Origin of the sequence: Alkalicoccus luteus, from assembly GCF_012034335.1 — a bacterium.
Classification (GTDB): domain Bacteria; phylum Bacillota; class Bacilli; order Bacillales; family Salisediminibacteriaceae; genus Alkalicoccus; species Alkalicoccus luteus_A.
On sequence record NZ_JAATHJ010000002.1, the window covers coordinates 135,132 to 147,853 of the forward strand.

General features: G+C 47.6%; 11 protein-coding genes. 1 reads left to right on the top strand and 10 read right to left on the bottom strand.

Translation table 11 applies throughout. From position 1 onward, the window contains the following. Positions 1 to 9: 9 nt before the first annotated feature. From pknB to HCN83_RS02295, 10 genes are all read right to left on the bottom strand, one after another. On the bottom strand, positions 10 to 1,965 hold the full coding sequence (pknB, locus tag HCN83_RS02250; RefSeq protein WP_168004687.1) for a Stk1 family PASTA domain-containing Ser/Thr kinase: 1,956 nt from the start codon (positions 1,963 to 1,965) through the stop codon (positions 10 to 12). Beyond that, entirely contained in the window at positions 1,962 to 2,711 is a 750-nt protein-coding gene (locus HCN83_RS02255) for a Stp1/IreP family PP2C-type Ser/Thr phosphatase (RefSeq protein ID WP_168004688.1), read from the bottom strand. The genes pknB and HCN83_RS02255 overlap by 4 nt, the downstream gene beginning before the upstream one ends. Before the next feature lie 2 nt (positions 2,712 to 2,713). Then, a complete protein-coding gene (gene rsmB, locus HCN83_RS02260; RefSeq protein ID WP_168004689.1) occupies positions 2,714 to 4,063 on the bottom strand; it encodes a 16S rRNA (cytosine(967)-C(5))-methyltransferase RsmB in 1,350 nt (449 codons plus the stop codon). Next, positions 4,056 to 5,009 carry a methionyl-tRNA formyltransferase gene (fmt, locus tag HCN83_RS02265; RefSeq protein WP_168004690.1) on the bottom strand — a complete coding sequence of 318 codons (954 nt, stop codon included), beginning with the start codon at positions 5,007 to 5,009 and terminating at the stop codon, positions 4,056 to 4,058. The genes rsmB and fmt overlap by 8 nt, the downstream gene beginning before the upstream one ends. Before the next feature lie 22 nt (positions 5,010 to 5,031). Then, entirely contained in the window at positions 5,032 to 7,425 is a 2,394-nt protein-coding gene (gene priA, locus HCN83_RS02270) for a primosomal protein N' (RefSeq protein WP_168004691.1), read from the bottom strand. Continuing rightward, positions 7,415 to 8,629 carry a bifunctional phosphopantothenoylcysteine decarboxylase/phosphopantothenate--cysteine ligase CoaBC gene (coaBC, locus tag HCN83_RS02275; protein WP_168004692.1) on the bottom strand — a complete coding sequence of 405 codons (1,215 nt, stop codon included), beginning with the start codon at positions 8,627 to 8,629 and terminating at the stop codon, positions 7,415 to 7,417. Before coaBC ends, priA begins: the two co-directional genes overlap by 11 nt. A 179-nt stretch (positions 8,630 to 8,808) precedes the next feature. Beyond that, the gene (rpoZ, locus tag HCN83_RS02280) at positions 8,809 to 9,033 is read right to left on the bottom strand and encodes a DNA-directed RNA polymerase subunit omega (protein ID WP_168004693.1); all 225 of its coding nucleotides are present in this window, start codon (positions 9,031 to 9,033) and stop codon (positions 8,809 to 8,811) included. Positions 9,034 to 9,042: 9 nt separating this feature from the next. Further along, entirely contained in the window at positions 9,043 to 9,654 is a 612-nt protein-coding gene (gene gmk / locus HCN83_RS02285; RefSeq protein ID WP_168004694.1) for a guanylate kinase, read from the bottom strand. A 65-nt stretch (positions 9,655 to 9,719) separates the two neighbouring features. Further along, positions 9,720 to 9,983, bottom strand: a complete 264-nt coding sequence (gene remA, locus HCN83_RS02290; RefSeq protein WP_168004695.1) for an extracellular matrix/biofilm regulator RemA — start codon at positions 9,981 to 9,983, stop codon at positions 9,720 to 9,722. Between the two features lie 18 nt (positions 9,984 to 10,001). Continuing rightward, positions 10,002 to 10,877, bottom strand: coding sequence for a YicC/YloC family endoribonuclease (locus HCN83_RS02295; RefSeq protein ID WP_168004696.1), 876 nt, complete (start codon positions 10,875 to 10,877; stop codon positions 10,002 to 10,004). Between the two features lie 126 nt (positions 10,878 to 11,003). On the opposite strand from HCN83_RS02295, the gene HCN83_RS02300 reads away from it, so the two are divergent. Next, positions 11,004 to 12,722, top strand: a complete 1,719-nt coding sequence (locus tag HCN83_RS02300; protein ID WP_168004697.1) for an Rqc2 family fibronectin-binding protein — start codon at positions 11,004 to 11,006, stop codon at positions 12,720 to 12,722.

The following is a 12,722-nucleotide window of genomic DNA, read 5'->3' on the forward strand; positions in this document are numbered from 1 at the left end:
TGAATGGTTTTATTCATCCGTACTGTACGACTGTACTTCTTCAAACGTGTATTCATAAGGTGAAGCATCAAATTCTTCTCCGTCAACGTACAATATCAGATAACCGGTAGAGCCTTCCTCTACTCTCATAGGAACATCAAATTCAGTGGAGGATGTGATCTCTTCGTCAATGACTTCTGCAGGTGTATCATTTTCATCATCAATCACCTGGATTTCAATCTGATAAGAGCGTCCATTGCCGTTTTCAGGGACTTGTACTGAGAATGGCACTTCTGCTGAAGCTACAGCAGGTCCTGGTTCCGGCCCTCCGGAAAGGGTAACCATTACAGTAGTCGATTCCGTTATTTCTGTTCCGCGCGGCGGATCCTGTTCGATTACTCTGCCCTCACTCATCGATTCATCGTATTCTTCCGTAAATCTGACGGTCACATAAGGAACGCCTTCAAATGATTCCGTTACTTCTTCTTCTGTCATACCAAACAGATTGCCGATAGATACAACTTCACGTTCAGCCACGTTAAGCATCACTGTTGTTTCAGATGGGATCACGGTCTCGCCGGCTGAAGGCTCCTGCTCTAAAACAATGCCGTTTTCCTGTTCGGAGACTGTCTCGTATGAAACAGAAACCTCATCGAATGCTTCAAGCTGGCTTTGAGCTTCTTCTTCTGAGAGCCCTGTGACATCCGGCACTTCAAGAGATGCATCATTTTCACTTATGACAAGTCTGACGGTTGAACCTACTTTTACGTTCGTTCCCTCATCAGGCTGCACACTGATGACATGGTTATCAGCTGTATCCGAGCTTTCCCGGTATGCTCGTTCTACTTCCAGATCGAGACTTTCCAACTGCTCAGCGGCTGCATCAGCATGCTGACCAGCCAAATCCGGAACCGCTACTTCATCGACATGCAAAAGACCAGGCAGCCATATAAACGCACTCAGTGTCAGCAAGACAGCAATCATCACTGGGAGAAGCCATTTTTTCTTTTTCGACGGTTTTGCCGGTGTCTGCTCATGTTCACCTGCTGCACCGGCCTTTGTATGCACAATTGTTTCCGGGTCGCTGCCCCTTCCCGCCGGAAAAACAGCAGGCATTTTCTTTGTTTCTTCCTCTTCTTCTGTGCTCCACTCAAGCAGACGCTCAGAACGTCTTGACGGGTCCAGCACCGTATGCAGATTCTCCAGCAGAGCCCCTGCTCCGCTGAAGCGGTCTATAGGCTTTTTAGCAGTCAGCCGGGTGATCATGTTTTTCACGCTGTTCGGTACAGCAGAAGTACGGAGTTCAGGCAGCGGCTCCTGCAGATGCTTCAATGCAATGGTAACTGCCGTATCACCTTTAAACGGCACGCTTCCGGTAAGCATTTCATATGCAATAATTCCGAGTGAATATAAGTCTGATTTATATGTGACTTGTCCGCCCCTTGCCTGCTCCGGGGACAGATAATGCACAGATCCAAGAATCGAATTCGTGTGCGTAATCGTAGCTTCACTGATCGCCCTGGCAATACCAAAATCGGTCACTTTCGCCTGACCGTTTACGCTCATCAGAATATTCTGGGGCTTTACATCCCGGTGAACGATTTGATTGTCGTGGGCGTGTTTCACTGCTTCTGCAATTTGTTTCAGAATCCGCACGGTTTCCTCCACAGTCAGCACACCGCTAGATTGAATGTACTCCTTTAGAGTCTGCCCTTCGACATACTCCATGACGATATAATAAAGATCATTTTCTTCACCCACATCATAGATGGATACAATATTTTCATGAGATAAACTGGTTGCCGCCTCCGCTTCGCGATGAAATCTGCGGATAAACTCTTCGTTTTTGGAAAATTGACTTTTAAGCATTTTGACAGCGACGTGTCTGTCCAGGATCAGGTCTTTCGCCAGATACACATCTGCCATTCCACCTCCGCCAATCGGACGAATCAGCTTATAGCGTTCATTGATTCTGCGGCCGATCATAGCGCACCGCCGTCCTGATTATGAAACCGGACGAGTGCAGCTGTTATATTATCTTCGCCGCCTTTATCGTTCGCCGAGGCAATCAACCTTTCACCAGCATCTTCCAGGCTTGTTTCATTATGAACAATTTCCATAATGAGTGAGTCTGCCAGTTTATTTGTCAGTCCGTCCGTACACAACAGCAAAGTATCTTCAGGCCTCCAGCGAATAGAACCAATTTCTCCGGAAACATCCATTTCCGTTCCGAGAGCCTGAAGCAGAACATTTCTGCGCGGGTGCACTTCCGCTTCGGCCTCCGTCAGCTCTCCCTGTCGGACGAGTTCTCCAACTAGAGACTGGTCCTTTGTGATTTGAGTAACTGCATTTCCTGTCAGAAGATAGAGCCTTGAGTCACCGACGTTTATATAGTAAACGTCTTCCCCTCTTCCTACTGCAGCGGTCAAGGTCGTCCCCATCCCCCGGCAGTCAAGGTGTTCCTGCTGATAAGTAAATAAATCCGAGTTAATTCGATCTACTGTTTTCCGAAGCCACTCTTCGATCGTTTCCGTATCAAGCGCATCTGCGGCTGATTTAAACTGATCCAGCATGCGATTACAGGCCATGCGGCTGGCAACATCTCCGGCCTGATGCCCCCCCATTCCGTCTGCAACTACCGTAAGAAACCAGCCCGACCGTTCATGAAACAGAACAGAATCTTCGTTGTGGCTCCGTACCTTTCCAGTATCCGAGTGAATGCTGTAAATCACGTTCATCTCTCCTGCCTGTTCATTTTCGTTATGCTGCAAATAAAGAACCCGTCTGTACCAAGTTTTCCCGGGATCAGCTGCAAAGCATGTTCTTTATCCATTTGCTGTTGTATCAACCCTGGGAGCCTCGCCTTCATCGTGTTATCCGGTTCGGCATCATCATGTCTGTCCAAAAAGGAAAGAAGCTGAGCTTCATTTTCTGCTTCATCAATGGTACATGTACTGTAGACCAGTCTTCCTCCCGGCTTTAGTGCATGCCAGGCTTTATCAAGAATATCCTTCTGCAGCCCTGACAACCTCTCAATATCCGCTTCCTGTTTGGTCCACTTCATATCCGGCTTCCTGCGGATGACACCGAGACCGCTGCATGGCGCATCCACGAGAATTTTATCATAGATCGCTTTTTCAGCCATGGTGCGGGCATCACCGGTTTCAGCTGATAAGTTGGTCAGCTGCAGTCTGAATGCCTGTGATTCGATCAGCTTTACTTTGTGCGCATGCAGATCTCGTGCTGTTACTCGGCCTGTGTTTTCCAGACGCTCTGCAATCATGCAGGCTTTCCCTCCGGGAGCGGCACATGCATCCAGAACGATATCCCCCTTTTCCGGATTAAGAGCCTGTACGCTTGCCATTGATCCTTCATCCTGGATACTGAACCATCCTTTTTTGAATGCTTCAGTGACTGCTGCATTTCCTCCGCTTACTCGTAATGCGTATGGAAACAACGGGCTCGCCGCTATGCTCAGTCCATCTTCTTCGAGTGCAAATCGAACGGCTTCCGGAGTCGCCAAGGCAGTATTGACTCTGATGGATGTGACGGGAGGAGTATTATTATGTGTTGCAATTTCTGCAGCTGTTTCTGCACCATACTGCCTCGTCCATCTGTTAATCATCCAATCCGGATGCGAGGTCTCAATCGCAGTTTTTTGGAGAGGATCTGCAGTTTCGATCGGAGCAAACCCTTTGCGAATGACCGATCGCAATATACCGTTTACCATGCCGGAGATACCTTTATGACCGCGCTTTGCTGCAATGTTCACCGCTTCATTCACCACAGCATGATCCGGCACCCGGTCCAAAAACTTTAACTGAAAAAGGCTTAACAGAAGCAGCTGCCTCATCCATGCCGAAAGCTTTTCAGGAGGTCTGTTTGAATAAGCAGCAAGCGTATTCTCCAGCAGTCGCTGATGCTGAAGCGTTCCATATACAATTTGTGTAAGAAGCCCGCTGTCCCTGTCTGAAAGCTTATGTTTTTTCAGGACTTCATCGAGCAGTAAATTGCTGTAAGCCTGATTTTTCTCTATTCGCAGAAGAGCGTCCAGCGCAGCTTCGCGGACCGGTGCTTCAGCCATGAGCAGCACCGCTTTCAAACCGCTGACCAGGCTCCAGCAAACGGCCTTTGCCGTTTAAAAAAGTGTCTGCGCTCATCTGCTTTCCGCCGGCAGGCTGAACCTTTGTCAGCCGGATGACCGTGCCTTGTCCACAGGCTGTTTCCAGCACACCTTCTGAGCAAGTCAGAACAGTGCCTGGAGCAGCTTCGGTTTCTTTTTCTGCGACTTCTGCTTCCCAGAGCTTCAGCCGGATACCTTCAATAATGGAGTAACCGACCGGCCATGGTACAAGCCCTCTTATTTGATTCCGTACAGCAGCAGCCGGCTGCTGCCAGTCAATTCTCTCCATCTCCCTCGTAATATTAGGAGCAAACGTAGCTTGTTCATGATTTTGAGGCACCCTTTTCGCAGCACCCTTTTCCAGTTGATGCAGTGCTTTAAGCAGCAGTTCGGCTCCTTCGAAACTCAGCTTATCATGCATGGTTCCCGCGGTATCGTCCTCATGTATGGGGATTGCTGACTGTACGATGATATCCCCTGCATCCAGCTTCTCAGCCATATACATAATGGTGATGCCTGTCTCTTCTCTCCCATCAATGACAGCCTGGTGAATGGGTGCTCCTCCCCGATATTCAGGAAGCAGGGACGCGTGGACGTTAATACAACCGTAAGGTGGCAGTTCCAGCACCTCTGGCGGGAGCAGCTGACCAAATGCAGCAGTAATAATGATATCCGGTGCCGCTTCCTTTAGAGGAACAATGCCATCAGACAGCTTTTCAGGCTGCCAGACGGGAATTCCATGCTTTTCCGCCGCCTGTTTCACAGGCGATGGAATCATCTCCTTTTTTCTGCCCCGCGGACGATCCGGCTGTGTGACGACAAGAGGTACGTCATAACCCTCCGCCAAAATTCTTTCAAGTACTGGTACCGAGAAATCCGGGGTACCCATAAATACTGCTCGTTTCATAAAAGCCTCCTTGAACTGTTCACTACATCATCATATACGGATTTGTGTCAATTGAGAGCTGCAGATCAGTGCCTGCCGTTTCTTTTTGCCAGGCACTGAGCATGTTTTTCAATATATTAGAAAGATCTGGTTCCCGCTTGTATTTTATCATGCACTGATACCGGAAACGATCCTTTATCCTCGGAATAGGCGAGGCTACAGGCCCCAGTATCTTTGCCTGTTCTGACAGAGAATTCCTTAAATACGTTCCGATTTTTTCTGTTGCAGTGACCGCTTGATTTAAATCGGTATGAGATACATGGACCATCGTCAAATAATAGTATGGTGGATATCCGCCTACTCTTCTCAAATACATTTCTTTTTCATAAAAGCCGGTAAAATCATGTTTAATGACGTCTGTAATGCTGTAATGATCGGGTGAGTAGGTCTGAATAAAAACCTCTCCCTGCTTCTCATGACGGCCGGCTCTGCCTGCAAGCTGAGTTAAAAGCTGAAATGTCCGCTCAGCTGAACGAAAATCCGGTAAATGCAGCATGGAATCAGCAGCCAGTACTCCCGCAAGCGTGATATTCGGAAAATCAAGCCCTTTGGCAATCATCTGCGTTCCAAGAAGGATATCTGCCTCCCCCTTCCCAAATGATTCCAGCAATCGTTCGTGCGAACCTTTTCGCGTCGTCGTGTCGACATCCATCCGGATCACCTTCACTCCTGGAAGCACTTGATAAAGTTCTTCCTCAACTTTCTGCGTGCCTGTGCCGAAAAAGCGGATTTGATCGCTTTCGCATTCCGGACAAACAGAAGGCAATGTTTCCAGATAACCGCAGTAATGACACTGAAGCGAGTGAGAGCTGCGATGATACGTTAACGATATATCGCAATGCCGGCATTGTGGTACATAGCCACAGTCCCGGCACATAATAAAGGATGAATACCCTCTCCTGTTCAGCATGAGTACGGTTTGTTCTCCTTTTTCGATACGCTGTTTAATCGCATCCAGCAGCGGTCGTGAAAACATGGAGCGGTTGCCTTCTTTCAGCTGAGCACGCATATCTACTACATGAACGTGAGGCATCACCTGTTCGTTCACACGGTTTTCCATCGTCAGAAGCTCATATACGCCTTTCTCAGCGCGTGCATAGCTCTCCAGAGAAGGCGTTGCACTTCCTAATACAACCGGACATTGAAACTGTTCGGCACGTATGATTGCGGCCTGACGGGCATGGTAGCGCGGAGCTTCTTCCTGCTTGTAGCTGCTCTCGTGTTCTTCATCTACAATAAAAATCCCTATATTTTGGAAGGGTGCAAAAACAGCTGACCTTGCTCCTACGACAACCTTTACTCTTCCTTCCCGGATTTTCCGCCATTCATCGTACTTTTCCCCTTTGGAAAGAGCAGAATGCATGACCGCCACTAAAGAGCCAAACCGCGCCCTGAACCTGTGAACCATCTGAGGTGTGAGCGAGATTTCAGGAACCAGAACGACCGCTTCCTGTCCTTTTTGCAGTACTCGTTCAATTGCCTGCAAATATACTTCCGTTTTACCGCTTCCGGTCACCCCTCGAATCATAAAAACTCTGTGATACTCGTTATAAATGGAGTCGCTTATCTTGTCGAGCGCCTCCTTTTGATCATCAAACAGCAGCAGAGCTTCATCAGACTGAACGTTTTTACCTGCAAAAGGATCACGCTCTACAATCTCCTGGCGCTTTTGAACGAGCTGCTTTTTCACCAGTGCCTCAGCTGTCCCCCTGGCATTATCAGACCCGAGCATGGCAGCCGGAAGCGCTTTGCCTGCATTCAGCAGTTGCTTTAGAATTTCAGCTTGTTTCGGAGCTTTAGCCGATAGCTCCTCAGCTGATAGAAATGTAGCCTCTGGAGCTGCCTCATACACATACTGCTTTTTGGACCCGTCTTTCGTGCTGACCTGCGGTTCAACGATCAAGTCGCCTTTCCGGACAGCCGCAAGAAGCTGAGACCGTTCTGCTGCCGGAGCGTGCAGCTGCCATGTATCCCAGTCTTCAATCGGCAAGACACTTGAAAAATGCCGCTCTCCGGCATCTGTCGCAGCCACGACTTTTTTTCGGTAGACTGCCCTCATTGCCTGCGGGAGCATCGCCTTAAGCACAGATGCTTTTAACGACAGGGTTTCCTGACATACTATGTCCGCAGTCCGCATCAGTTCTTCCGTTAAGACCGGGGTCAGATCAATTAATTTTTTCACTGCCCGAAGCCTTGATGTCGGAATATCTGATGAGTCCTTAAGATTCGTAATAAACCCTTGTACTGGTCTTGGACCAAACGGGACATGAACACGGCAGCCCGGAGCTGCCGTTTCCTGCATATCTTCTGGAACAGCATAGTCAAACGTCCGGTCAACCGCCTGAGCCGGTACATCAACGATCACTTCAGCGATCATACCGATTCACCCACAGCGGTGGAATGTGATTCAGAATTTGTTTCGCCGCATCCGCTTTTGACATAAGTGGAATATGGTCTTTTGTCCCATCCCGGAAAAAAAGATCGAGTGAATTAGTATCGACTTGAAAACCACTTCCCTCACTTACTACCGAGTTAGCGCAGATTGCATCCACGTTTTTTTTGCGAAGCTTCTCTCTTGCGTAGTCTTCAACATTTTCTGATTCTGCAGCAAATCCGATCAGCACCGGTTTTTTTTCCAGAGTTCCAAGTTCAGCCAGGATATCAGCTGTCCGGATCATATGAAGGGTTTCACTTCCAGCCGATTTTTTCATTTTTTCTGTTAATGGTTCTGCAGGCTTGTAATCCGATACCGCAGCAGCTTTAATCACAACATCTGCTGCCTCAGCTTTATTCATTACGGCTTTGTACATCTCCTCAGCCGACTGAACATTAATCCGATTCACCCCATGGGGCGTATCAAGCGACACAGGCCCTGCAACAAGAGTAACGTCCGCTCCGCGGGCTGCAGCTTCTGCAGCAAGAGAAAATCCCATTTTCCCGGAAGAACGGTTTGACAAAAACCTTACCGGATCGATGACTTCCTGAGTCGGACCGGCCGTTATAACCACTCGTTTGCCGTGCCATTCAGGATGAGCCGCTCGGATAAAATGATGATCAATCATCGCGTGAAGATCCTCCGGCTCTGCCATTCGGCCTTTACCAGTATAGCCGCAGGCTAAGTATCCTTCATCCGGCTCCACGAACTGATATCCATCCTGAACTAACCGCTGCATATTCCGCTGTACAGCAGGATTCGCATACATATGTACATTCATTGCCGGTGCGATATACTTTGGAGCAGTTGAAGCCATAATAGTCGTCGACACCATATCATCAGCTAATCCATTTGCAAGCCGCGCGATTACATCGGCAGAAGCAGGTGCGATAAAAATAATATCAGCCCAGTCAGCGACGTCAATATGAGCAATTTTCTCCGGATCCGGCTCAATAAATGTATCTGTATAGACCGGGTTACGGGACAACGCCTGAAACGTTACTTCGCCGATAAAATTCAGCGCATTTTTTGTCATCATAACTTTCACTTCATAATCTGCCTGAACGAGCCGGGATGTCAGAGCTGCCGCTTTAAATGCTGCAATCCCCCCCGATACTGCCAGAAGAACTCGTTTTTTACCTTTCACCGTCTGCAGCCTCCTTTTTCAATCATCTGCTACCAGTATACCTTATCGTGCATCAGCCTTGCAGGTTTAACCGGGTGCACGACTGCACTTAACTATTTCATCCTCTGTAAGCAAAGCCATAAGGTGCGTCCCAGTAATAAACAATGGTTCCCGATCAAAAAAAGAAACGATCTGGGAACTCAGATCGTTTCGTGGACATCGTCATCATTCAGCTCATACGTTAAACTTTCTGCTTCAATTTCTTCCAGAGCCTTTCCGACAAAGTTTACCGATTTCGAGCCTTGAGGTCTGCTGAACTTGTCGGGGAAATCGCGAAGTTCGCGGGCCCGGGCAGCAGAAACGGTCACAAGGGTATATTTTGAGTTAATTTTAGTTTGTAACGAATCAATTGATGGTTGCAGCATACTGTTGATTCACTCCTCCGCTAGTTGTTTATACTGATGAATCAGCCGATCTTTTTTGCAGTTTTCTGCGGTTACGATGGATTTGATCCGCTCTACTGCAAGCTCAACTTCATCATTTTCGACAACGTAATCGTACTTATCCATAAGCTCGATTTCGTCACGTGCCACCGTCATCCGGCTTTCAATAAGGTCTCCCGTTTCTGTTCCGCGCCCTTCGATCCGGCTGCGAAGCTCATTGAGGCTTGGCGGCATTAGAAAAATAAAGACACCTTCTGGAAAGCTCTCTTTTACTTGCAGAGCGCCCTGCACTTCGATCTCGAGAATAACATCGTATCCTTTTTCAATCATCTCCGTCACGTATGCCCTCGGAGTCCCATAATAATTATCGACATATCTCGCGTACTCGAGCATCTCACCTTCCTCGATCATCTTTTCAAATTCTTCTTTCGATTTGAAAAAATAATTGATGCCGTTCTGTTCACCTTCACGCGGGGAGCGTGTAGTGGCGGAAACAGAGTATTTAATATCTGTATCATGCTGTCTGAGCGCACCGCATACCGTCCCTTTCCCTACACCGGAAGGGCCGGAGAGTACGATCAGCAGACCTTTTTCTCGCTTCATTCTTCGCCTCCAACTGAATCCATGATTTCTTTAGTATAGCATGCACACAGGCTGCTCGCCACGCACTATTCTTCTGTCGCGTCTTCCTTGCTAGTAATGACACGCTGCGCCACTGTTTCGGGCTGCACAGCTGACAAGATAACGTGATCACTATCCGCGATAATCACGGCCCTTGTGCGTCTCCCATATGTAGCATCTACGAGCATATTCCGTTCTCTTGCGTCAGAAATAATCCGTTTGATCGGAGCTGATTCCGGACTTACGATCGAGATTATCCTGTTAGCCGATACAATATTACCAAATCCGATGTTGATCAGTTTAATATCCATTCTGGCACCGCCTTATATTTATTCTGCGTTCTGCACTTGCTCCCGCATCTTTTCCAAAACATCTTTCATTTCAACTACTTGCCGGCCTACGAATTCCGAACCGGACTTCGATCCGATCGTATTCGTCTCGCGGTTAATTTCCTGAAGTATAAATTCCAGTCTTCTGCCTGCCGGAGACCCGCTGACACATGTTTCATAGAACTGGCTGATGTGACTCGCCATTCGTGACAGCTCTTCTGAAATATCAGCCTTCTCAGCCAGCACTGCTGCCTCCTGAACAACACGCTGTTCTTCCATACCGGTTCCATGAAGAAACTGCTCAAGCTTTCGTTTAAGCATACTGTAAACGTCTTTGCGACTCTCTAGAAATGATTGCTCTGTTTCAGCCCGCAGATTCTTTAGACTTCCCAGGTTTATGAGCAGATCCTGCTGCAATGCTTTGCCTTCACTACATCTCATTTCGACTGCTTCCTCTAGAGCCTCTTCAAAAAGAGGTATTACAGCTTTTGTCATAACTGACAGCCCGGGGAGCGCTTCCGACTCCCTGATAACGCCCGCCTGAAATAAGTGATCTGTAGCCTCGACAGTCAAATTAGTGTGAAGCACCTGGTTTATTTCGGATAATACATCTGCATACTGCTTCAGCCGTTCTCGATCCAGGGTCAGTTTGCCTGCCTGTTCCGTTGAAGAAACGTGCACATGTATTTCTACGCGGCCGCGGATAAGCTTATCCTCCAGCGTTGAACGGAATGCCGGTTCAAGGATTCCCCAGCCTTTAGGCAGCTTGACAGACACATCCCGGAAACGATGATTTACAGTCTTAATTTCGACTGTAAGCCGACTTCCCTGAACTGATCCTTCCGAACGGCCAAATCCTGTCATACTTCTCAGCATTGCTATCACTTCCACTTCTACATTCTAAACAATTTCCAATAACAGGACAAGTCTGTCGAGTAAATTCCCTCACTGGAGTGCTTCTGCTATAATGAGCCGTAGTTATCTAAGAGGAGTGAAACAGTCATGGCATTCGACGGAATCGTTACCCGAGCCGTAACGCAGTCTGTCGCTGATACGTTAGTCAGCGGCAGGGTCGTAAAAATACACCAGCCTCACCCGCATGATTTAGTAATGACAATTCGGGCTAACGGGAAAAACCACCCTTTATTTATTTCAGTCAATCCCAGCTTTGCCCGTTTTCAACTTACGAATGTAAAGTTTCAAAACCCATCTGAGCCGCCTCTCTTTTGTATGGTGCTTCGTAAGCATTTAGAAGGGGCTGTTCTGGATTCTGTTGAGCAGCATGGTCTGGAGCGAATCATCACATTTTCTTTTACCGGCAGAAATGAACTTGGAGATGTGTCCGAAAAGAAGCTTGTCCTGGAACTTATGGGGCGCCACAGCAACTTAATATTCACAGATGCCGAAACCGGAAAGATAATTGAAAGCATGAAACACGTTCCGCCTTCCATCTCTCAGTACCGGACAGTTCTGCCAGGACACGATTACATGAATCCTCCATACATGGATAAGCGGAATCCGATGGAAATCAGCACCGAAGAGCTGATCCGGCAGGTAGATTTCAATCAGGGGAAAATGAACCGGCAGCTTCTGCAGCTGTTTAGCGGACTTTCCCCGCTTATTATTGATGAAATTCTGGATCGTTCCGGTTTTCTAAACAGCCGCACGCTGAGTGACTCTTTCCAAAGCGTTATGGACGATGTTAGAAATGGAAGGTTTACACCGGCAATAACCCAAGTCGACGGGAAAGCTTATTTTCATGTCATTGCTCTCCATCACCTTCAAGGGCAAACAGAAACGTTCGACACCGTTCATGCGATGCTTGATCGATATTATGAAGGAAAAGCAGAACGGGACCGGGTGCGGCAGCAGGCGCATGATTTAGAGCGGCTGCTGAAAAATGAATATGACCGCAGCGCCTCCAAAATTAAAAAACTGACAAAAACGCTCAAAGATGCAGATAAAGCAGATCAAAAACAAAAGCTGGGAGAGTTACTCACAGCAAATATGCATGCCGTCAAATCTGGTGATAAGGAAGCCACCGTCATAGACTATTATGATGAAAATCAGTCCAAAATTACTATTCCACTATCAGAACGGCTCACCCCTTCTGAGAACGCTCAAAGATACTTTAAGCAATACCATAAATTAAAAAACTCTGCGGTCTTTGTCGAAAAGGAAATTAAAAAAGCGGAAGTTGACATGGAGTATCTTTCGAGGCTGATGCAGCAGCTTGAAACTGCTGACACCCAGGATATTGAAGATATTCGTGAAGAGCTTACCGAAGAAGGATATATTAAAGCTAAACCTTCCAGAAAGAAAAAGAAGAAAGCTTCAAAGCCTATGCCGGATCGGTATCTGTCTTCATCAGGAATTGAGATTTTTGTAGGTAAAAACAACAAGCAGAACGAGCATGTAACGATGAGGCTCGGACGCCAGGATGAAATCTGGCTTCATACGAAAGATATTCCGGGCTCTCATGTGCTGATTCGAAGCACCGAACCGGATGAAACCACGCTTCACGAAGCTGCAGAGATTGCAGCCTGGCACAGCAAAAGCAGAATGTCAGGCAATGTGCCGGTCGATTTCACGAAAATCCGCCATGTTAAAAAGCCGAATGGAGCAAAGCCCGGCTTCGTCACTTATGATCAGCAAACAACACTGTTTGTCACGCCTGATGAACAAAAAATCCGTTCATTGAAGCAGAGTCAAAGGGGGTAA

Coding starts and splice junctions, on each gene's coding strand:
- pknB (WP_168004687.1), bottom strand. CDS start 1,965: ATGATCGGCCGCAGAATCAATGAACGCTATAAGCTGATTCGTCCGATT.
- rsmB (WP_168004689.1), bottom strand. CDS start 4,063: ATGGCTGAAGCACCGGTCCGCGAAGCTGCGCTGGACGCTCTTCTGCGA.
- fmt (WP_168004690.1), bottom strand. CDS start 5,009: ATGAAACGAGCAGTATTTATGGGTACCCCGGATTTCTCGGTACCAGTA.
- priA (WP_168004691.1), bottom strand. CDS start 7,425: ATGATCGCTGAAGTGATCGTTGATGTACCGGCTCAGGCGGTTGACCGG.
- rpoZ (WP_168004693.1), bottom strand. CDS start 9,033: ATGCTGCAACCATCAATTGATTCGTTACAAACTAAAATTAACTCAAAA.
- gmk (WP_168004694.1), bottom strand. CDS start 9,654: ATGAAGCGAGAAAAAGGTCTGCTGATCGTACTCTCCGGCCCTTCCGGT.
- remA (WP_168004695.1), bottom strand. CDS start 9,983: ATGGATATTAAACTGATCAACATCGGATTTGGTAATATTGTATCGGCT.
- HCN83_RS02295 (WP_168004696.1), bottom strand. CDS start 10,877: ATGCTGAGAAGTATGACAGGATTTGGCCGTTCGGAAGGATCAGTTCAG.
- HCN83_RS02300 (WP_168004697.1), top strand. CDS start 11,004: ATGGCATTCGACGGAATCGTTACCCGAGCCGTAACGCAGTCTGTCGCT.